The organism is Pseudarthrobacter humi (assembly GCF_024294965.1).
In the GTDB taxonomy this organism is placed as follows: domain Bacteria; phylum Actinomycetota; class Actinomycetes; order Actinomycetales; family Micrococcaceae; genus Arthrobacter; species Arthrobacter humi.
The window spans coordinates 1-20149 of sequence record NZ_JANCLV010000025.1; the positions used below are offsets into that span (position 1 = coordinate 1).

Genomic DNA, 20149 nt, shown 5'->3' on the forward strand with positions numbered 1-20149 from the left:
CGCCTCCACATCCAAATACCCGCGTTGCGCGTCCTCGCGTCCCTGCATAAGACCAGTCTTAACCACCAGGCCCACGAGTCCAGCCGACGCGCCCAACCCAAGACTAATTCAGCAGTCTCCTAGTGCCGCGCGGAGTGACTTGCCGGCGCCGGCCTCAACCTGGGCGACCAGCCAGTCCCGCTCGCCAGCGGACCGGCGGAAATCCGAAAGCAGGACCGTTTTGCCCACACCTCGCCATAGAGGACAAAAGGCTGGGCCGTCCTGCCTGCTTCAACCCGGTCGATCGCAATCTGCCAATCCCGGCGGGGCCGGTCGCGCCCGACAAGCGCCGCCGGCTTCCGACCCGCGCCGGGCGAATAAGGATTCAACACAGGATCCAAGCCAACCTCATCTCCAGGGAACTCTAAAGAAATATACGGAAGTCTATCAAAAACCTAGATATTGGTAGATTTTGGTATTGATGGATTGAGGCTGTGGTTCGAGGTGCGCGCACATTATCTTCAGCTCCACCGACCCGGGTCATAAGGGAGGTCCGTGCCGACGAGGGTTGCATACGCGGGACAACCAAAACCGCCCACTCACTTCCGGGGTGGTGCCAGCTTCACATGGCTAGAATCCCGCACTGGTTCCACGGGCTGGAGAGGACACGAAACTGCGGACCCTTAAAGGCCCGCGCATCCGCTCACCCGGCTTTCTTGGGCGTAGCGCGGCGCTTTTGAACCGGGGGGACGTCCAGCGCCGGCACGGCCCGCAGCATGAACCGGTCAAAGTGCGGCACCGTGAAGCCCGCGTAGCCGTGGGCGGGCGTATAAAGCAGGCCCATGTTGATGAGTTCGGATCGTGTGGGGGCCAGCTGGGTGGACTCGCGTCCCATGACGGCGGCGACGTCGGCCGCCTTTTGGGAGTCGGGGCCCAGCTGTGCCATGGCGCGCATGTAGGCGATCTGCAGCTGGGTGGCCCTGTCGAGCCGGACGCGGAAGAACGAGGAATCAAGTTTTGCCTCATAGGCGTCCTTTGCATCCTCGACATCTTCCAGGGTGATGGAGTCGCCGTCTGCGGCTGCCCACACCTGGTACCCAAGTTCCTGCACGAAGTATGGATAACCTTCCGTGAGGTCGAACGCCCGGACCAGTGCATCGTCCTCGAAATGCACATGTTCGATGTGCGCCGGCTCGGCCAGGGCTTTCTTGGCATCGTCGAAATCCAGGGAGCCGAGTTTCGGGAACTTGAAGAGCCGCTCGGCGTAGGATTTTGCGTCGCCGGCAAGCTCGGCGATCTGGGGCAACCCCGCACCGACGAACGTGACCGGGAGTTTTCTCTGCACCGATTTGTGGATCGCCTGGATGACGGCTTCGAGTTGTGATTGGCTCAGGAACTGGACCTCGTCGAACAGCAGCACCAGGCCCGTCCCGTGTTCCCTGGCGGCTTCGCCTATCGAAACCAGGACGTCCGTCAGGTCCAGGGTAAGACTGCCGTGATCGGCGAATCCTTCGGCGGCGTCGACATCGAGTGACAGGGTCGGGATACCCGAGGAAGGATCGATGGAAAGGCTGAAGGACTGCAGGACCTGGGCAGCCTTCCGTGCTTTGTCTCCCCACTTGGCTCGTGGTGAAATCTGGTAGAGCACGGCCCGCAGCTGCGAGTAGATCGTCCTGCGGAAGTGGTCGTCATCGTGTTTGCTGGCCTCGAGCTCCAGCACCTTCCATCTGAACTCTTCGGCTATCTGACGGAACTCCCCCAGCAAAACGGTCTTGCCCACACCGCGCAGGCCGGTGACGATCATGGATTGATTGGCGCGGCCCTTGTCGAGCCTCCGCAGGAGGATCCGAAAGTCCTCAAGGAGATCGTCACGACCGATGACAATCTCCGGCGTCGCACCCGCGTTCGGAGTGTAGGGGTTGTTCACTGGATCCATGCCACGAATCTTACAAGATTTACTGTAGTTTATTGATTTCTAATAAAGTATGTATTTTGCAATAAAGTCAGGGGCCGGGCTCGAAGCTTACCCAATGCTGTGCGCCCTGGCTTCAGCGAGTCCCCGGCATCCTGACAGAATCAAAGGTTCCGGTGGTTCAACGACGGATGAAAGCCTTGGCTGCTTTCGCGGGTGGGAAAATCCCAAGACTCAACCAGGCCCGGGTAGGCGCGATCAACAGCGGCGGAAGAGATTGGCCTCGCTCCGTGATGGAGCAGGTCCCTCCACTGGTGTTCAACACGTTCGATGGCAACCTGCCAATCCCGGCGGGGCTGGTCGCGTCCGACAAGGGCCGCCGGTTTTCGTCCTGCACCGGGCGAGTAGGCATAGACACGGGGTCCATGCAGCCTCATCTCTACGAATGTCTAGTGAAATATCTACACCTATAGCAAAACGATAGATATCAGTAGATATTTCTAGTGTTGGCTGGACCACGCCGTCTCCGAGCCCCAACTTTCAGAGGAACCGCCCGCTTTGCCGATGCTATCCCCCGGCAGGCCAAGCCACCCCCTCGCGGAATTTGCCGGCCAGCGACTGGTGCGTTTGTCCGGCTGTTCCACGGCGGCACGCTTGCCCAGGACGTCGCCGAAAGCTGGCACTGCAGGCGACGTGGAGCTGTCCTTCGCTAGGCCGTCGCAGACGATACGTCCCGGATCCTCTACCCCGCTGAAGCGTCGTGGCAAACGCCAAAGCCGGCGCGGCCCGGACAGCACAATTGGCAAAGCTCCAGTCAAATAGCGGTTGACCGGAGCTTCAGTTCATTATGCATACACGATCCTGAGGATTCCCTATGAAGCCTCCAGCGGAGGGCACTGGCTCGTGACGCTGAATCGGCGGAGAAAACCCGGGAGCGAGAATCGGCAATCTGCACCGGACGACCTGGAACCATGCTGGACCTCACGACCGGCGCGGCTCAGCTGCCGGTTGAGGGGTCTGGCGGGCGGCACGGTCTTGCGCCCGCAGGCCGGGCCCGGCTCCCGTCAGCCCACGCGGATGCCGTTGTCAGCGAGGAACTCGCGGGCACGGCCCATCTGCCGGTCGGAGGAGAAGACGTACCACTGTTCGCCAAGGTCCTCGCCGTGGACCACGTCGCGGAACCGGCTGAAGGCGCCTTTGCCCTCGATGGCCCGCTCCAGCCGCTCCCGGAGGGCCTCATCATGCTGCCGCTCGACGAAGGCCTCCATGTCCCGCCAGCCGTCCCGCGACCCAGCGCGGTCGAGCCGAAGCCAACGGTCCGGCTCCTCCTCCACGTCGATGGCAACGTCCTCCCCAACCATCATCGGGTCAGTGGCGGCCTCGTCGTACACCTGCCCGGTGCGCAGATCGAGATAGCCGCCGGTCGACAGGTCGGGATCCCCTTCCAGCACGATGCTGAGCATGTCGAGGTCTACCGGCACCACGCGTCCTGTCAGCGGCTCGCGGCGCAGACCGGCCAGCAGGTCCTCGGCCAGCACCCGGTCACCAGGCCCGCCGCGCCACCTCAGCCGGTTGATGACCGACAGTGCCACCGGCTCGGCTTCCTGGCGTCTGTGCTTCAGCGCCATCGGTATCCCGGCCCCCACCTGTTGCAGAGCGTCGTCAATGTTCCGTCCCGTGACTGCCGCGAGGAAGCGGGCCGCATCTGCCGCCGCGATGGCTTCGCGCAGCTCGGACAGGTCGAGCGCCGGTATCTGCACCTGTGCGGGCCAGGCGTGCAACAGCATCGGATGCGGCTGGCCCGGTTTCCCCGGTGCCCGGCTCTCCCCGTCGTCGGCAGCCCACCGGCGCCCGTACTGGTCCGGGATGCTGCCCCAGCCCCAGTACGGCAGGGGGACAACAGGACGGACACCCAATACCTCCAACGGGTCGACCTTCACCTCCCCGACCACGCACCGGTGCATCCAGGCGTCACCGAGATCGAACGTGAACTGAAACTCAGCCCCCGGCTCCACCGTCCGGACGACCCTGGCAGCAGCAATGTCAATCGGTGCGGTGATCGGGCCACTGATCGATCCGGCCATCTCTGCTCCCGTCTCTTCATCAGTGACGACCCGGCCGTCGGCCAGGGTAAACAGTGACAGGTGCGAACGGTCCCACCGGGCGAAAGCATCATTGATGGCATCGGCGAGATCCATGAAGGTATGCGACGGTCCGACCGCGAAGATACGCCCGGGCCACGGCCACAGCTCCTCACCACGACCGCCGAGCAGTTCCACCGTCACCGACAACCAGGTTCGTGCCATACCCCAAGAATGACACGCACCACGGCCCGTTCCGCAGTCGCGTTACTGCCCGGCCCCGGGCGCCCCCGTCCGTTCTGTCCCGCCCGTCGCCTCTCCTGAGCTGCCGCGGTAGCATCTGCCGGATGGACAAGGCGCAATCACGGGCAAGTGCCGATCCCTACACCGACTGGGCTGCTAAGCCCTCGGTATCCGCATGAGGGTCGTGAACCCAGACGTCATCGCGGGCTTACGTGGGCACCACGCTTTGGACAGCGATCGTCTCCACGATTCTGGTTGACGGTTCACCGACCAAGGTAGGGGCAGTCACGCCGGTCTTCCACGTATCGTTCTGCAGGCGGGCCAGAAAGTCCACCGCAGCCTCTTGCGTATCGAAATCCATTTCAAGCATCACGTAGTCCTCTTGGTCCAGAGGACGCGAGATTCGAAAGGACCTCACCCCCGAGGCCGAGCGGTTCAACGGGTCACTGTCGAAGGCCTCCTTCCACGTGGCGAAGTCCCGGACCTCGTGTTCAATCTGCAGGGTAATCATGAAGAGTGCTCCCGTCGTCGTTCCTCACGCACCACCATAGATCCGGAATACACTGTCCAGACAGAGCTTCGGGAGGACCAATTTCCGACGGAACGCGAACTCCTGTGCACCAGCCCTCATCGGCAGGGACTGGGAAGCGCGCTACGGTTGCCCTGGTTTCCGAATATGTATCGTGGGGGAAATCCAAGTAACCAGCCCTTTGGTGACTTCGGCGGAGGGACTGATGTTTGTCTGATCCAGGTTGTGGTGGAGAGGCTTCTGCTGGCCTGCGTGCGGAAATGCCGTCATGTGCGGACTTGTCCCGGCCGTTCCGATACGCTCCGCTGTGGTGGCACGGGGCGTTCCTGCATCTTCTCGGAGGTAGATGATGGCAGAGCGTGGCCCGGTCAATGGCGATAAAGGTTACGGGGCGCCGTTTACAAACATTTCAGCTGACTGCCCGTCGAACAGTCCGGATGAGGGTGGGGGCCGCCGTCCGGACCTGGGACCGGCCGTCGTCCTGCCCCGGGTCCGTGCCGGTGCGCCGTTCCGGACCTGGAGTCTGCAGCGTGAATGGTCCTGGGTGTTCCTGCTGATGTTCCTTGCCGTGCTGTTTGGGGCTGCAGCGACGGTCGTGGGTATCCGTGAAGTCATGAACGAGGTGCGTTCTGCCGCGTCCCGGCTGCATGCCGAGGCGGAGGTCGTCGCCGGTCTGCGGGGCGCCTTGGTTGCCCACGAGCAGGCGGGACTTCTCGTGCTCTCCGACGCACCATCGGACCGTGCCGCCTACGTCCAGGGCCAGCAGCACCTTGCCGGCCTGTTCGAGAACGCCGCCATAGTCCTTCCCGTGGAGATGGGTATGAGGGCTGATGTCCAGGAAGCCCGCCGGGCATGGCAGGAGAACCTGGTGGCCCATGGTTTGTGGGCCGGACAGTTTCAGACACCCGGGGTGGACCGTACGGCGGAAGCTGCTGCCTTCACTGCCGCAGGCGCTCGTATCCGCGCACAAGTGGACGGCATTGATCGGTCCTCCCGTGAGTCCCTGAACAGCGGGCTCGCCTCCAGTGGCAGGCTCGAACAGCTCGTCATCGCAGCACGCACGACCCTGTTCTGCCTGACTGCGGCCGCCATCCTGTACTTCCGCAGGCGGATGATCAAGTACCTGATCCAGCCCTTGGAAGACCTGCACCGGGGCGTGGCGAGGCTGCGGAACGGCGAGTACGGTCACCGCATTAGTGTGGTCCGCCGTGATGAGATCGGCGAACTTGCGCAGGGGTTCAATTCCCTTGCTGCCGCGGTCAACGACAGCCATGAGGAGCTGATCCGCCGGGCCACCCACGATCCCCTGACCGGACTGGCCAACCGGGCTGCGCTCACGGAGCGCCTTGCCACCGCCTTCTGCCCCCATAGTGATCTCTTACCCCATCAGGTGGGGCTGTTGTTCATCGATGTGGATAATTTCAAAGACGTCAACGACTCGCTCGGCCACGACGCCGGTGATGACCTGCTCATCGGCGTCGCCGCCCGGCTGAAGAGCTGCGTCCGTCCCCATGACATGGTCACCCGCCTGGGCGGGGATGAATTCGCCATCATCATGACTCAGGTCGAATACCCCGGGACCGGAGCAGTCGCGGCACGGATTCATAAGGCCATGCGTAAACCGTTCCACCTCGGTAAAGACCGGCTGCTGGTCACTGTCAGCATGGGAGCAACCCATAAGCGTCCTGAAACGAAGGACCCCACCACGCTGATGCGGGAAGCTGACTTCGCCATGTATATGGCCAAACACGGCGGCAAAAACCGCTACCAGCTCTTCGACGCCGAAGGCTATGACCACATGGCATACCGGGCCGCCCTTAAGACTGACCTCGCCGCGGCCACCTCAGCGGGCCAGCTCCGCATCGACTACCAGCCCATCGCCGATCTGGACACCGGGACGATTCTGGGCGCCGAAGCGCTCGTCCGCTGGCACCACCCCACCCGAGGGATCCTGTCCCCGGCAGAATTCGTGCATTTGGCCGAAGAAACCGGAGACATCGACGCCATCGGTTCCTGGGTGCTGGAGACGGCCACCCAACAAGCCGCCACCTGGCGCCGGAACCTGCCCGGCTGTGCTGACCTCTGGATTGCAGTCAACCTCTCCCCGCTGCAGCTCCGGAACCCCCGAAGCCTGGCAGCCATCAAAGACATCCTCTCCCGGCCCGCCACCCAAGTGGCCAACGTGATACTCGAAATCACAGAAACCGCCCTGGCGAGAAACATCGAAGGAGGTATCACCGCCCTCACAGAGCTCAAAGCCCTGGGCGCCCGTATCGCCATTGACGACTTCGGAACCGGATTTTCCTCCCTCAGCACGCTTGCCGCACTCCCCGCGGACATCCTCAAAATCGATCGATCCTTCCTCCGTGCGCAGGAAGACAAACCCCTATCCACCGCCATGCTCGAAGGAATCCTCGGACTCGCCCACAAACTCTCCCTCGATGTGATAGCCGAAGGCATCGAAGAACCCGAACAACTGCACCTGCTGCGAGACCTCGGGTGCACTATGGGACAGGGTTACCACCTATCCCGTCCCGGGCCTCCCCAGATGATGGAAGCGCTACTGCTGGCACAAGCGCCCATTCCCGCGGCCTCCTGAGGACAGGTGCCCGGACACCGGAGTCCCTTCCTGGGCGCCCGGACGCTGGACGCAGCCGCAGCTCGTCCTCCACCAGGCTGAGTAGCTGTTCCACCTCCAGCACGAAGCGAAGGAAAACTGAAGCCGGCGGGTAAGCCATCAGCACGGAACCATATGACAACTTGACGGTTCTCGGTTGCAGGGGACGTTGGTGCGGCGAAGCGGAACCCCTCACGCACCCGGCTCTCTCGTGGCGCGAATGCCAGTTCTCACGCAGCCGCCGAAGGGCCTCGCGATTCGGTTTGATCGGCGCGCTTGCGGGCCAGTCGGTCGGTCCGGATCCAGTCGGTCCGGATCCACTTGTAGCAGGTGTTCCTGTTCAGTCCGAGCTGCGCCGCTGCATCAGTGGCGTGTCCGCATCCACGCCGACCGAAAGGGCGAGCAAGGGATTACCTGCTCGGAAGCCTCCTGCTTCTGGAAACGCACTCTCGCTCACCAGTATTGCTGTCCCCGAGCACTCTGCGAGCTGCTGCTGGATGGACCTGCTGTTGATAGTGACTGGTCAGCCATCTAATAACCTGCGTCTCCGTCGCAGCCGCCAATTGAAGGGAATACCTCCGCGGCCCCGCTTCCCGCCGAATGTCCGCAGTCAGCTACCCAGCAAGTGCCACCGGGAAACCCGCGATTGGCGAAGCTCCGGTCAAATAGCGGTTGACCGGAACTTCGGTTAATTATGCGTGCCTGGACCTTGGAATTCCCTGTGAAGGCGGGAATGGGCAGTAGACCACACCGAGCGCCGTTTGACCCTTGGTCATGAGGCGCCTTATCCCCTACCGCTCGGAGCGGCATTGCTGCTAATAAGTTGGACGCGGTGTCAGGTATTCGCGTAATCCGGGGATTGCGAAGTCGACAAGCCCGTGTCCTGCAGGCTCTATGAGTCCGGCGTCCAGCAGGCGGGTTCGGTAGTTTCCCACAGCGTTCGGCCGCATACCGGTTCGTTTGCCGATGTCGGCAGTGGAGGAAGGCCCAGAATCCTCTGCCATGGCCTGCAGGAAGTCGCGATCCCTCCCGGACGTTGTTGCCAGTGCAGCTTCGATGACCACGCGTTCGTTTCTACGCCAGGCGGCCGCGGCAGCCCGGTCCACAGCTGCGGAGTCCAGGCCTCCAGGGCCCCTTTCGGCTTCTTGCCAGAGGTAATAGCCGACCAACTGGATTAGGAAGGGGTAGCCGCCGGTCGCTTCTGCCGCAGTCCTTGCCAGGTCGGATCCGAGAGTCTTCCCAGCGCTTTCAAATGTTTCGGCAAAGGAGCGCTCGACTTCAGCGATCGAAGCTGCATGAAGGTCGATGCGGTCTGCTCTGCGCAAGAACGTGGCGACGCCCTCATTGAGCAGGTCGGAGACTGCGGCAGGCAGGCCGGCGAAGATGAGTCCGATGGGCAGGCCCTCGCGGATGAAGTGCTGTACGTCGGCTGCGAGTTGGGACAACTCGGTCCGGTCAGCGGCATGGATTTCGTCAACAGTGATGACCAGGCCGGTGCCCCGCTGCGCCAACAGACGCAGAAGCTCAGAGCCACGGACACGCCAATCAACCTGCTCCTCGGGAGCGAGCTGGGTGGTAACCGCGAAACCAGCAACTGATAACGCTGTGACACGCCGACCTGTGGGCCCATCGCCCAATTCGTTGGTCAGCCGGCGCATTGCCTCACCAATCCGGCTCAAGAACCCACCGGTGGCCGTCTCGGAGATCACCGCCCACCCACTGGCTATCGCAAGATCTTCGGCCGCGCCCAGCATGACTGTCTTGCCGATACCCCGGGCTCCAGTAAAGATGGTTAAGAGGCCTGGTGCTCCCGAGCCGATGCGGAGGCCGTAAGCGAACTCATCCAGCACTCCGCCGCGCCCGACCAGATCGGGTGGGGTAGCCCCCGCTGTGGGGCGAAACGGGTTCTCCATGGAACGGCTCCTGTGAATGTCTATGAATCTTGTGAATCCTGTGAATCTCACAGTACAGTGCCTAGTGCCCTCAAGCGTGCTTAGGTTCCCCGTTCACTCGCCATATCCGCCGCACCTTACAGATACATAGGAAGGACCCAGAGGCAGAACTATGGGATATACCCACTACTTTTCGGGGCTGAGTGCTACGCCCGAGGTAATCTCCGATGCAGGCAAAATAATTGCCACCTCATCAGTGACCATCTGCGGTCCGAACGGCCAGGGCCTCCCTGCAATGACCGAGACGCAGGGCATTCGGCTGAACGGCGACAAGGCTAACGGTGAAAGCTATGAGACGTTCCACCTCAGAGGAACCGATATGCCTAGGCACCCGGCAATGTCTGGCTTCTGCAAGACGGAGAATCAACCCTACGACGAGGTGGTTACGGCAATTTTGATCGCTGCTGCTGTGCGGGAATTCGAATCCAGGACCGGCGTCGTCAAAAGCGATGGCCGCTGGGACAACTGGGCCGCTGGCCTGCAATTGTACGAGCGGGCGATACGGCTACTAAGCGACCAAGAAAAGCTGGCTTTGGAGCTGGACGTGGAACGGATGCGGCCGGAGCCACTCCACGACTGACAATTTCAGCCCCTTGAGCCAGACGAATCAGACGCCTGCTCCGGCCCTTAAACGGTTACTGTAATCAACCTTACCGACGACATCGACGGTTCCGAGGCCAGCGAAACAATACGGTTCACTTTAGATGGGTCTGAATACGAAATTGCCTCAACGAAGCCAACGCCGCGGAACTTCGCGTTGCCCTCTCCCGCTTTACCGACGTGGCCCGGCAATTAGGCGAACAGGTCAGCGCACTACAGGGTGGGGCCGCGGCGGCCCTGTGCCGGGCCGGCGGTGGGTCCGCGGCGGGCTGCCTTCCGTTTGGCTTCTTCCGCGGCCTGGTCTTCCTGGGCCTTGCGGATTCGGGCCAGCTTTTCGGCGAAATCGTTGCTGGTGGCGGGCTGCTTCTGTTGGGCGGCGGCCAGCCGTTCCTGCCATGATGTCTTGGCTTCCCCGCCGGCCGTCTCGCCGGTGGAGCGCTCTGCTTCCCTGCGTTCGGCAATGTCCTTCAACGCCTCGTTGACGGCTTCCGGAGCCTGCTCGGGCGCCGGTGTACCTTGGCGGGCGTCCATGTTCTCACGGACCTTGCGGGCTGTATCAGCGACGTGTTCAGCCTGTTCCTGCTCCGGGGTCAGGGTGACGTCCTGGGAGCGTTCCTCACGGAGCACGTCCACGACGCGCTCTGCCGGCGTCGGTTCGGTGACCACTGTGGCCTGGACCTCGGCGGCCTCTGCCATGAGTTTTGCGTCCTCGGCCGACAGCGGTTCCTTGGCAGTCTGGGCGGAGTATTTGTGCATGGCGGTGACGCGGACGGCCAGCTCGGAACCCGTTCCCTTTTCGGTGTACTCGGCGGACAGAACTCTCGTCTCGGTTTCCGGGATCCGGTAGGTATCGCGGAAGGTCTTGACCTCCGCGGCCAGGTCCCGCCACTGCTGCTGCTTTTGCGTGTCCGCGGGGACCGGCCCGAGGGCTTCGGCCCATGCGGGCGGGGCGGCCGCGAGCTGGGATCCGAGACGGTTGACTTCCTGGGCCATGGCCTCACGGCGCCCTTCGAGTTCCTTGCGCCACAGGGCCGGGGTGTCCTTGTGCGTGATGACGTCTGCCGGTGCCATCCATGCCGGCAGACCATCCGGGGCCGGGGTGGTGGCCACAGGCTCGGGCAGGCGCCGGCGGAGGGCCTGCTCCGCTTCGATCCGGCGAAGTATCTGATCGGCTGCCTGGACGCGGGGGGCGTTCTCATCGCGGCTGTAGTTGGTGACCGCACCGCGTTCGTAGGCTTCATCTGCACGGACCGGCTCCGGCATCAGCCCACGCAAGGCCTTCTCCTTCTGAAGGGAACCGGCGAGCCAGCGGGCCTTGGCGGCCGCGGAGGGATCGTTGATGGTGACGTCAGTGCGCAGCTGCTCTTTGGCGCGGGTGATCCGGGCGTCAAGGTCATCATCGGTGACGTGACCATGGAGCCGGGACTGCCAGGGGGTTTCCTTCGTCTCGGCCAACCAGGTCCGGGCCAGGTCATGCCTGTCCGGTGCAGGGGCCCCGGGGTTCTCGGCCGTGTTCGCCCGGGCGCGGACCAGCTCACCGGTCGCGCGGCGCTGGAGACGTTCCAGTGCTTCATCAGTAACGGCTTCCAGGGGCCGGCGCACGGGCGCCTCGGCGCGGGTGCGCCAGTAGTCCAGTTTGTCCTCCACGCGCCAGGCCAGGACGGCCCCGGCGTCCTGGGATTCCTCGAAAGGATCCCGTGCGGCGTCAGTCAGGAGGTTGGCGACATTGAAGCCTTCGTTCTCGGCCTTGCGCAGGTGTGTGGCGATCGCTCCCCACGCGTCCGAGGCAATGAACGGCTCCGCAGCGCCTTCACCAAGGATGCTGCGGGCGGTGTTGGCCATGCGGAGCTCGTTGGCCTGGTCGTCAATGTCTTTGTAGACGTTGACCATTTCGGGCAGTGCCCGGGCGGCGGCGCGGGCGGCGTCGATCTGTTCGTGCGCGGTGAGGTTCCCGTCGTGGTTCCCCGCCACGGAACGCAGCACGTCGGCCAGGGTTTCGCCGTCCTGGACCACACCGTAAAGGTTGTTGGACTCCCGCCCACGGGACGCGGCGACGTAGGCAAGGGAACGGGAGAGGCCGGAGCCGATCAGGGCGTGGGTTGTATCGCAGGTCAGGCCCTGGGTGCGGTGGATGGTCGCGGCGTAGCCGAGCATCGTGTTCTCCCGCACGTACTCTGCGGGCAGGGTGATCGTTCCGGCGTGGCCCTGGTGTTTGGCGGTCAGGGACCCGTCCGGGTGTACTTCGGCCACGGTCCAGACGTCGTTGTTTTTCACGAAGTCTTTGCCGCGGTTCAGGGACAGGCGACGGTTGTTCTGCCGGGTCACGACGACATCGCCGGCGCGGGCGGCGAGGCCGTCCCGCAGCGTTGCGGCCGGGCCGTCGGCCAGGGCGCCGGTGCCGAGCCGGTAGGCCTGGGCGCGTGCGTTGAGCTCAGTCACGGTGGTGTTGTCGAAGGCCATCATCACTGAGTGCTTACCGGCGGCGGTGTCCTTCTCCCATGCCGTGTAGACGTGGGAGGTCATCGTTTCGGTGTCCCCGCCGACGACGCGGCGGTTCTCCCGGTAGAAGGCCCACGGGTCATCTTCACCAACAGCCGGCGGTTCGCGCAGCGCCAGGGTGGCCGCGGCTTCGGCGTTGTTGGGGCTGCCGTCGGCGTTCCGGAAGCGGTGCAGGTCCTCCAGGTGCACCGCCCCGACGGTGTTCTTCAGGTACCGCAGCGCGCCACCGGAACCAACGGCGGAGAGCTGGTTATCATCCCCCAGGGCCCGGACCACAGCGCCGTGCTGTTCCGCGATCGTGACGACGGCGGCGAACAGCTCTGTGCCGACCATGCCGGCTTCGTCGAGGAAGATCACGTCCCCGGGTACCAGGGAAACCCTGTTGGGGTTCTGGGTCTTATGGCCGAGGACAAAGGAGTCAATGGTGGTCGCGTTGGCTCCCAGTTCCTTGCCCATGACTGCTGCTGCAGCGGCCGTAGGGGCAAGGCCGATCACCTTGCCGCCGGCTTCCCTCACCGTGTCGGCGGCGAGCTTCAGGGCCGTGGTCTTGCCGGCACCGGCGGGGCCGACACCGACCACCAGGAGCTTGTCACTGCACGCGAACTCACCGGCCATGCGCAGCTGCCCGGCATCAAATTCTTTGTCCTGGGTGGCCAGGGCAAGATCAAAAGCATCCCGTGTTGCGGCGGGGATGACGGTGCGCTGGGCGGCGGTCAGCAACCGGTCTTCACTGTGCAGGACGCCGGAGGAGGTGTAGAGGGTGGAGTGGACTTTGCCGTACCGGCTGGCACCGTTGCGCAGCCGCAGGGCCTCAAGTTCGGAGGCCGGGTTGGTCGCAGTAATACGGAGGGAGAACTGGTCAATGGCGCGGGCCTTGACCTGTTCAATGAGGTTCTTGGGGATGGGTAGCTCACCAAACTTGGACCCGAGGCGTCGGCGGGTTTCGGCGTCGATGTGGTGTTCCCCCCACACGCCGCGGCTGCGCTCCAGGGTACGGATGACACCGGCGGCTTCGATGGCCGGGTCCACCTCGTCAGCGTGGGTTACGAGCGGTTTGCCTTCACGCTCGGCGGCGTCGCGGGCGTCGTGCCGGTGTGCCCGGGCCTTGGACACGGCGGCAGGGCCGACGGCCATGCCGGGGACCTGGGCGAACTCTTCGGTCCACTCCGCCACCAGAGCGGAGAGCTTCCGGGCGGCCTTTTTCTCGGGCCTCGTGTCGAGGGTGGCCCGCTGCGCGAGGGCGATCATCTGCTTGGTGTTCGGGGCGTACCCGTGGTCCGCGGTGAACTGTTGCACCAGCTGATCCAGGACCGGTTTGATATCCCCGGAGCGGGAGGACCCGGCTTCAATGGCGGCGAGGTCCACCCCGGCGATCTCGATCACGGGCCGGTCCCCGGAGACTTTGCGTTCGGTCACTCCGACGCCCAGGCGGGTGCAGACCTTCTCCATGACGGTCCGGTTGTAGTGCTCGGACGCGGCGACGTTGAACTGGTACAGCAGGCGTCCGTCGAGGCTGGACCACTTCCCGTCAGCGCCCATGACCTTGTTCGAGACCACGACGTGATCGTGCAGCTGCGGATCCCCGCTACGGGAGTCGTAGTGCCGGAATGTCGTGTAGACGAGTCCACCTTCCACGTCTTCCTGGCGGACGCCGTTGCGCCCGCGCCGGGTGAACGTGGCTTCCTTTTCGAGGAAAGCCATGGTCTCTTCGATGGCTTCGTGGTGGGCGGCTTCGATTTGGACGCGTGCGTCCGCCCCGCCGACAGCCCACAGCAGGGAAACGGATTTGGCCGGCGCGAACACCAGGTCATAGCCTGCGACGGTCTGGGATGCCGGTTTGGTCTGGGCGGTGATGAACCTGCCCAGTTCTTCCTTGTCGCCAGGGTTCCGGCCGTTGAGCTCGCGGAAGTATTGGGCGCCTTCCTTGGTCCGGATCAGGCGCCTATTGTCCGCGTCCGGCTCGCGGTGGTTCATCCGCTGGAAGTCGCTGGTCGCGGTGTTGATGCGTGCCTGGAGCTCGTTATCCTTCTGCGTTGGCCTGCGGTACCGCTGGCCCAAAGCGACGTTCGCTGACGGGTGTGCTGCGAGCTTTGCGGCGGCGTCAGGGTGCAGCCCTTCACCAAACAGGGCCGCCATCTGGACCTCAGTGACTTCGCCAGTGACGCCCAGAAGTGCGGCTCCGCCGCCGCCCCAAAGGCCCGGCGGGTTGCCGTCCACGGTGTAGTAGCCCGCCAGTGCACGGTCCTTCGTGCGCAGCTCATCACCACTGGCGACTTCACGGGTGTAGTACGTGTATCCGTCGCCGGCACTGAGCTTGTGCACGGTCATCATCGCCCCAGCCTACCCGCCACGGGACCTCACTCGTCGATGATGCATGAGGTGTGACAGATTAAGGGTGTGGTTGCCTTTCGACAGGGGAGAAAATCAGAAGGCAATCGCGCGCTGTTTTGGCCATCAAGTCTTTGATGCGGTTCTGCACATGAGAATGGGGCGGTGGGTAACACGCTTTTCGTTATCCACGGTGCGTTCGATTGTGTGGAACCGTTACGGATTGGGTTGTCCACAGGTGGGCAGGTCAGAGACGGGTCTTCTCTCTGGGCTGTCCAGGTGTGGGCAACCAATCCCCGGCCAGCCCGGGCAGCGTGAGGTCCGTCCTGTAGGTTGGTCACGAGTGGATCAACCGCTGACGACCAGCCCGAGCGCGAGCGAGGACCGATCCGGCGGCCACGCCGGCCATGGGCCAGTCACGGCGCTAGCCGTTAGGTCTGTTCCATGGAAACCACCCAGGGGGAGGGACCCACGAACATGGCAGCACCAAGGAAGTCCGCACAGCAGTTGGCCGCACGCGAGAAGGCACGGGCGAAAGCCCAGGAGCTCACCGCCCGCCACGAAAAACTCATCGACCTCGCTGCCGAGTTCTTCGAACAGCAGGAACAGGCCGACCAGGTACGCGCCGATGCCCAGGCGAAGGCTGACGCGATCCTGGCCAAAGCAGAGGAAGACGCCGAAGCGGCAACACGGGGCGCCGCCGGCACGGTGGCCGCGATGATTGCTGCCGGCGAACCGAAGTCCGCCGTTGCCTCCCGCCTGGGTGTCTCCGGCGCGGAACTGAAGAAGTTGCTCGACCTCGACGCGGCCGGGCAAAGCGAGTCCACGCCCGTTAATGCAGCCGATGCCCGGGGCAAGGAAGCGCCCGCGACGGAGCAGGCAGCCTAAGCACGAACCCAGCACACGCAAACGATGGTCCCCGGCAGAACTGCCGGGGACCATCTGCGTCTTGGGTGCCGCGTTCTAGAAGAGTGTGGGGGCGTCGGGGTCCGCCCCGGTGAGCAGTGCCCGGATGCGGTCCTCACGGTCCCAGCCGTGCGCGCGGACTTCATCGCGCAGCAGGCGGGACCGGTCAGCGAAGAGAGCGCGGGAGAGCCCGCGCCAACGGAACATCGATCCGTTGGAGTCCCGGCCCTTGGCCAGACGGTCGGCCATGTTCTCCCGGTTCGTTCCGGGAACCAGATGCGTGTCCGCGCCGGTCGTGGCCCGGACACAGATCGGAACATCGCATGAATGCATCAGATCCCCGAAGGAATCCAGCGGCAGCCCGTGCACCAGATGGAACGCGAAGCGATGCGGGCGTACCGCCCGGGTGCGTCCATCAGCGTTCAAGGTAAAGCGGCCATACCCATCGTCAGAGACGGCCGCTGTGTAGAGCCAGCAATCACCCGGGCGCGGGCCCTTACTGACCTTGGCCCAGAACCGTTCTGCCGGGGCGAGAGTCATCAGGCACTCACCAGCTGCGCCAGCGCAGCTCGAGCTTGTTGGCTGCAAAAAAGAATCCGGCCATGAACAGGAAGCCGGGGATGGCCTGGGCGAAGCCCTGGCCGATCCAGAAACCAAGCGCGGACAACAGGGCGATCACGCCGGCGGCTTTGCACAGGAAGATCAGGATGCCTTGGCCGGCCAGGACCGGGTGGGTGAGCGCGTAGATGATCCAGCCCGCCAGGGCCACAGCCGCGAAAGCTGCGAGGAAGATAAAGATGAACATGGTCCGGTCCTAACGGTCGTGTGCGGGTGGTGACGGGCGGTCCAAGGGCCAGAAGAATTCTGCTGCCGCCCCTCCCCGCATTCCGGGGATCGGGGTCCCTTAGGTCGTCCGGGCCAGGGTCTCGCGGGTGCGGAGGATGACGCGCGCAAGAATCACGGCGACAACTGCGAAGAGGAATGCCAGGGCGTACCCGAAATCCCCCACCCCGAGGTAGTAAAAGACATTGCCAACCGCGCACAGGAACGCAACGGCAGCGGCCACGAGCCCGAGGACGGCGGCTCCCTGTCCAAATAGCACGTCGGCATTTTGCAGCCTGCTCGCGAGGGCCGTCACAGCGTAGGCCCCTATGGCAATCAGAAAGACTGTTGTAAACATTGCTGTTCTCCCTTTGGAGCTGCGGTTCAGGTTGTTGTTCTGGGCCAACGGTATACGCGGGCACCGACAGAGGCGTGAGGCTGCCCTGCTCAACTATTCGGGCATCGCGAGAGCTCCTGCTCTGTCCTCGCTGGCGGCGGTTTCGACGCGGGTCCGCCGGCCCGGGCGCATCGACCCGGCAGGCACACCGTCCCACTTCCGCCCACCGTTGTGTTTGCGCTGGAGGCGTTTCACTTCCCGCATCGTCGCGGCCACCACCAAATCAGAGAGCGACGCGTACCCTTCCAGAGGCCCGGCGGCCTGGAGGGCCGCGCGTACCTGGTCGGCCTGGGCCTGCGTGAAGTACGGAGTGATGTGCGACGTCGGCTTAGTCATGAGCTGCCATGATCTTTTTCTTCGGCATCTTCGAGGCTTCCTACGCGTTGGGACAGCTGGTCGGCGTGGATCTCCTGGAGCATTGTCCGGTTGCCCACGAGGTATTCCTCCGCCTCGGGGGTATCCCCTGGCAGGAGCGACGATGCAGCGTAGAAGCGGGCTTCCGGCCCTTCGACCGGGTTATCGAGGCGGTGCAGGCTGTAAGCAATGGCGCGCAGCTCGGGATCCTGACCGAACCGGGCAGGCACATTGTGCAGGTCCAGGATGGTAGTGATGGTGCTCTCGCTAGCCGATCCTTGATTCAATGCGCTCATCGGTAGGGTCCTTCCCTCTGGTGGTTGCGACAACAGCCAAGCCGCTGCGATGATTCGTCGTTGTCGCGCTGGGTGGAAGCGTTCGTCGGGGCCAGCGTTTCCATCAGCTCCCGACACTTGGGTTAGATCGGTGGTTCCGAGTCGGGGCCGTTACCCCAGTCGCCGGTGATGGCTGTTTGCGGGCTTGCCCAGGGGTCTTCCTGTGGGACGGGCTGCCCGCCCGTGGTGCCGTTCCCCTGGCCGCCGAAGCCGTCGGTGGCCTGTCCGCTCTGGGTGCTGCGCTGGGTGCGGTTGACCTTGGCGTTCGCGTACCGGAGGGAGGGGCCGATCTCGTCCACTTCGAGTTCGATCACGGTGCGCTTCTCCCCTTCCTTGGTTTCGTAGGAGCGGGTCTTCAGCCGGCCGGAGACGATGACGCGCATCCCCTTGGTCAGGGACTCGGCCACGTTCTCTGCCGCTTCGCGCCACACCGCTGCCCGGAGGAAGAGTGTTTCGCCGTCCTTCCATTCGCTGGACTGCCGGTCGAAGGTCCTGGGCGTCGAGGCGACAGTGAAGTTCGCGACCGCGGATCCGGATGTCGCAACTGCCGCGAGTTCCACTTGCACCCTTCCTGTCCACGCAGCGCTCACGAGCCGCAATCCCGGGTTATCCAACCCCTCCTGAGGAATATGAAGTTTCGTCAGGATTCCTGAAGGATATATGGTTTTCATGATCCCTGTTCATTCCTGCTGAAGTGAGGCCATGTTGGTGAAGCTTGCCGTCGTGCGCCCCGCGCTTTCAAGCCGGTCCCTGTCCCCACAAGAACTCGGCGACTTCGAACAGGAGCTCGTAGACCAGTTCGCCCTGGCCGCTGCAGCCTCCGGAATTACCGACGACTACATCAATCAGGAACGCTCGGTAATATTCTCGTTTCTCCGCTTCCTCGGCAACTACGTCTGGACCGCCGCCCCCGAAGACGTCGACAGGTTCCTGAATCGGGAACGAAAAGTTCGTGGTTTGGCCAAAAGCACCATTCACTCCAAGGCAGGCACGCTCGCACGCTTCTTTGATTTCTTATCCGCCCGGTACCAGGGTGAAATTCACAACCTCACCGGTCACGTTGTCGTCCAGCCCGTTGATGAGTTCAACCGGCCAGCCAAGGCCGACTACGGCGGCACGATCCGAGTTCCTCCATCCCGGACCGATGTCGAGGCCCTATTCATGGAGTGGCGGCAGGCGCTGCCGGAGTCGCGCAAGTATCTGCCAGCTGCCCGGGACTACCTTGCCGCGTCGCTCTGGCGGCGCGTAGGTCTTCGGATCAACGAAACCGTCATGCTCGACATCCGGGACTGGCGGCCCGACTTAGGAGAGCGGGGAAAGCTACACATACGCTTTGGCAAAGGCAGCATGGGACGCGGGCCTAAGACACGGATGGTGCCCGCGATCAACGGCATCGATGATCTGTTGAATTGGTGGCTGACTGACGTTCGACACCAGTTCGGCGACGACTGGAACGACCCAGATGCGCCCCTGCTGCCGAGTGAGCGACGAGATCCTGAGCTCGGGCGAAACCGGCGGGCCGGAGATGATGCGCTGCGCTCCGGGTTCACCAAGGCGGTGAACACCTGGTTGCCCGAATGGTCAGGGCGACTGACGCCGCACGGAATGCGCCACTTCTGCGCATCGTCCATGTACGAGCGGGGGCTGGATCTCAAGGCCATTCAGGACCTGCTCGGCCACGAATGGCTCTCCACAACTACACGCTATATCCACGTCCACGACAACCATGTCGAAGCAGCGTGGGCTGTGGCCAACGATCGAGTCAGTCAGCGATGGGGAACGGGAACGAGGTGAACTAATGCGTTGGAATCTGCGCATGAAAGCCGCCGAACAAGGCATCTGGAAATCAACCGAACTGCGACGACGGCTGGCTGATGCCGGCCTCGAAATCAGCGCGGGGAAGATGTCGGCACTGTGGACCGGTAACCCGACATCCATAAGGCTGGATGACCTCGATATCATCTGCCACGTCCTGGACTGCGAGCCGAATGACCTCCTCATTCGTGAACCCGCAGCAGTGGCCGCCCGCCGCCCGGTGAAGACGAACATCGTTGCTGTCGGCGCCACGGTCACGCCCAGGCTTGGGCGAAACCGCACCCAGCCGCCGGCGTGACCGCGCCGCGCATCTGCCCGAAGTGCACTGAAAGGCCGGTAGCGACGGCACGTCACACACGCTGCTTCGAGTGCATGGAGGGTGGGCCGGTCGTCCCGCCGCCCTGCCGCAAATGTGGCTCGACGACGCTGTATTTCTCGGGCGGGCTATGCCAGCGGTGCCACCGTTTCGCCCCCCATGTCATTGACAGCTGTCTTGATTGCCTCGGCTGGGGTGTGACACGGACAACCGGGTGGCTCTGCGAAGGCTGCCGCGGCTGGCGCCGCCGCTTCGAAAACGTCAGCCCTTGCCGATCCTGCAACGAGAAAAGAGCCCTAAATCACGACGGTTTCTGCCGTCTCTGCTTCCGCGTTGCTGTCGTGAGTATTTGATGCCTTGAGAGCCACCCAATCTTGCGCTTCAGAGCCACCGATCGTGCGGAAGAGAGCCAGTGGTGGTGTGCTTGGGAGCCACTGGCCCTCGACCTCATCGTTAGGCGCTGG

Annotated in this window: 17 protein-coding genes; 6 read left to right on the forward strand and 11 right to left on the reverse strand. The window is 63.6% G+C overall.

Features of this window, described 5'->3' with window-relative positions; all coding sequences use genetic code 11:
* Positions 1 to 682 precede the first annotated feature (682 nt).
* From NFC73_RS20150 to NFC73_RS20160, 3 genes are all read right to left on the reverse strand, one after another.
* Positions 683 to 1915 carry an ATP-binding protein gene (locus tag NFC73_RS20150; RefSeq protein ID WP_254753164.1) on the reverse strand — a complete coding sequence of 411 codons (1233 nt, stop codon included), beginning with the start codon at positions 1913 to 1915 and terminating at the stop codon, positions 683 to 685.
* A 1040-nt stretch (positions 1916 to 2955) separates the two neighbouring features.
* Positions 2956 to 4197 carry a UPF0158 family protein gene (locus NFC73_RS20155; protein ID WP_254753166.1) on the reverse strand — a complete coding sequence of 414 codons (1242 nt, stop codon included), beginning with the start codon at positions 4195 to 4197 and terminating at the stop codon, positions 2956 to 2958.
* A gap of 226 nt (positions 4198 to 4423) precedes the next feature.
* Positions 4424 to 4726, reverse strand: a complete 303-nt coding sequence (locus NFC73_RS20160) for a hypothetical protein (RefSeq protein ID WP_254753168.1) — start codon at positions 4724 to 4726, stop codon at positions 4424 to 4426.
* Positions 4727 to 5090: 364 nt separating this feature from the next.
* On the opposite strand from NFC73_RS20160, the gene NFC73_RS20165 reads away from it, so the two are divergent.
* Positions 5091 to 7343 carry a putative bifunctional diguanylate cyclase/phosphodiesterase gene (locus NFC73_RS20165; RefSeq protein ID WP_254753170.1) on the forward strand — a complete coding sequence of 751 codons (2253 nt, stop codon included), beginning with the start codon at positions 5091 to 5093 and terminating at the stop codon, positions 7341 to 7343.
* Positions 7344 to 8176: 833 nt separating this feature from the next.
* On the opposite strand, the gene NFC73_RS20170 is transcribed toward NFC73_RS20165, so the two are convergent.
* On the reverse strand, positions 8177 to 9274 hold the full coding sequence (locus tag NFC73_RS20170) for an ATP-binding protein (RefSeq protein WP_254753172.1): 1098 nt from the start codon (positions 9272 to 9274) through the stop codon (positions 8177 to 8179).
* A 151-nt stretch (positions 9275 to 9425) separates the two neighbouring features.
* On the opposite strand from NFC73_RS20170, the gene NFC73_RS20175 reads away from it, so the two are divergent.
* A complete protein-coding gene (locus NFC73_RS20175; protein WP_254753174.1) occupies positions 9426 to 9893 on the forward strand; it encodes a hypothetical protein in 468 nt (155 codons plus the stop codon).
* Between the two features lie 63 nt (positions 9894 to 9956).
* Positions 9957 to 10109 (forward strand): Lsr2 dimerization domain-containing protein, encoded by a 153-nt coding sequence (locus NFC73_RS20180; protein ID WP_372494693.1) that lies wholly within the window; start codon positions 9957 to 9959, stop codon positions 10107 to 10109.
* Between the two features lie 17 nt (positions 10110 to 10126).
* Here the strand turns inward: NFC73_RS20180 and mobF are convergent, their stop codons facing one another.
* Positions 10127 to 14743, reverse strand: a complete 4617-nt coding sequence (mobF, locus tag NFC73_RS20185) for a MobF family relaxase (protein WP_254753176.1) — start codon at positions 14741 to 14743, stop codon at positions 10127 to 10129.
* A 441-nt stretch (positions 14744 to 15184) separates the two neighbouring features.
* Between mobF and NFC73_RS20190 the strand changes: the two genes are divergently transcribed.
* The gene (locus tag NFC73_RS20190) at positions 15185 to 15628 is read left to right on the forward strand and encodes a hypothetical protein (RefSeq protein ID WP_254753178.1); all 444 of its coding nucleotides are present in this window, start codon (positions 15185 to 15187) and stop codon (positions 15626 to 15628) included.
* Positions 15629 to 15703: 75 nt separating this feature from the next.
* Here the strand turns inward: NFC73_RS20190 and NFC73_RS20195 are convergent, their stop codons facing one another.
* The 6 genes from NFC73_RS20195 to NFC73_RS20220 all read right to left on the reverse strand — a co-directional run bounded on the left by NFC73_RS20195 (position 15704) and on the right by NFC73_RS20220 (position 18114).
* Positions 15704 to 16186, reverse strand: coding sequence for a hypothetical protein (locus tag NFC73_RS20195; protein WP_254753180.1), 483 nt, complete (start codon positions 16184 to 16186; stop codon positions 15704 to 15706).
* A 7-nt stretch (positions 16187 to 16193) separates the two neighbouring features.
* Positions 16194 to 16451, reverse strand: a complete 258-nt coding sequence (locus tag NFC73_RS20200) for a chemotaxis protein (RefSeq protein ID WP_254753182.1) — start codon at positions 16449 to 16451, stop codon at positions 16194 to 16196.
* Between the two features lie 99 nt (positions 16452 to 16550).
* Complete coding sequence (locus tag NFC73_RS20205; RefSeq protein ID WP_254753184.1) at positions 16551 to 16748, reverse strand: hypothetical protein; 198 nt, start codon at positions 16746 to 16748, stop codon at positions 16551 to 16553.
* Positions 16749 to 16919: 171 nt separating this feature from the next.
* Complete coding sequence (locus NFC73_RS20210) at positions 16920 to 17201, reverse strand: ParB family protein (protein WP_254753186.1); 282 nt, start codon at positions 17199 to 17201, stop codon at positions 16920 to 16922.
* Positions 17198 to 17515, reverse strand: a complete 318-nt coding sequence (locus NFC73_RS20215) for a hypothetical protein (protein WP_254753188.1) — start codon at positions 17513 to 17515, stop codon at positions 17198 to 17200. Before NFC73_RS20215 ends, NFC73_RS20210 begins: the two co-directional genes overlap by 4 nt.
* 122 nt (positions 17516 to 17637) lie before the next feature.
* Positions 17638 to 18114, reverse strand: a complete 477-nt coding sequence (locus NFC73_RS20220) for a single-stranded DNA-binding protein (protein ID WP_254753190.1) — start codon at positions 18112 to 18114, stop codon at positions 17638 to 17640.
* A gap of 142 nt (positions 18115 to 18256) precedes the next feature.
* On the opposite strand from NFC73_RS20220, the gene NFC73_RS20225 reads away from it, so the two are divergent.
* Together NFC73_RS20225 and NFC73_RS20230 are read left to right on the forward strand one after the other, a co-directional pair.
* Positions 18257 to 19348, forward strand: coding sequence for a tyrosine-type recombinase/integrase (locus NFC73_RS20225; RefSeq protein ID WP_254753191.1), 1092 nt, complete (start codon positions 18257 to 18259; stop codon positions 19346 to 19348).
* Positions 19349 to 19370: 22 nt separating this feature from the next.
* The gene (locus NFC73_RS20230; RefSeq protein WP_254753193.1) at positions 19371 to 19667 is read left to right on the forward strand and encodes a helix-turn-helix domain-containing protein; all 297 of its coding nucleotides are present in this window, start codon (positions 19371 to 19373) and stop codon (positions 19665 to 19667) included.
* Positions 19668 to 20149 lie beyond the last annotated feature (482 nt).

Bases quoted from the DNA above. Each gene is read 5' to 3' on its own strand.
- NFC73_RS20195 (WP_254753180.1), bottom strand. From the start codon at position 16,186: ATGACTCTCGCCCCGGCAGAACGGTTCTGGGCCAAGGTCAGTAAGGGC.
- NFC73_RS20150 (WP_254753164.1), bottom strand. From the start codon at position 1,915: ATGGATCCAGTGAACAACCCCTACACTCCGAACGCGGGTGCGACGCCG.
- NFC73_RS20210 (WP_254753186.1), bottom strand. From the start codon at position 17,201: ATGACTAAGCCGACGTCGCACATCACTCCGTACTTCACGCAGGCCCAG.
- mobF (WP_254753176.1), bottom strand. From the start codon at position 14,743: ATGATGACCGTGCACAAGCTCAGTGCCGGCGACGGATACACGTACTAC.
- NFC73_RS20175 (WP_254753174.1), top strand. From the start codon at position 9,426: ATGGGATATACCCACTACTTTTCGGGGCTGAGTGCTACGCCCGAGGTA.
- NFC73_RS20170 (WP_254753172.1), bottom strand. From the start codon at position 9,274: ATGGAGAACCCGTTTCGCCCCACAGCGGGGGCTACCCCACCCGATCTG.
- NFC73_RS20190 (WP_254753178.1), top strand. From the start codon at position 15,185: ATGGAAACCACCCAGGGGGAGGGACCCACGAACATGGCAGCACCAAGG.
- NFC73_RS20225 (WP_254753191.1), top strand. From the start codon at position 18,257: ATGTTGGTGAAGCTTGCCGTCGTGCGCCCCGCGCTTTCAAGCCGGTCC.
- NFC73_RS20160 (WP_254753168.1), bottom strand. From the start codon at position 4,726: ATGATTACCCTGCAGATTGAACACGAGGTCCGGGACTTCGCCACGTGG.
- NFC73_RS20215 (WP_254753188.1), bottom strand. From the start codon at position 17,515: ATGAGCGCATTGAATCAAGGATCGGCTAGCGAGAGCACCATCACTACC.
- NFC73_RS20155 (WP_254753166.1), bottom strand. From the start codon at position 4,197: ATGGCACGAACCTGGTTGTCGGTGACGGTGGAACTGCTCGGCGGTCGT.
- NFC73_RS20230 (WP_254753193.1), top strand. From the start codon at position 19,371: ATGAAAGCCGCCGAACAAGGCATCTGGAAATCAACCGAACTGCGACGA.
- NFC73_RS20165 (WP_254753170.1), top strand. From the start codon at position 5,091: ATGATGGCAGAGCGTGGCCCGGTCAATGGCGATAAAGGTTACGGGGCG.
- NFC73_RS20200 (WP_254753182.1), bottom strand. From the start codon at position 16,451: ATGTTCATCTTTATCTTCCTCGCAGCTTTCGCGGCTGTGGCCCTGGCG.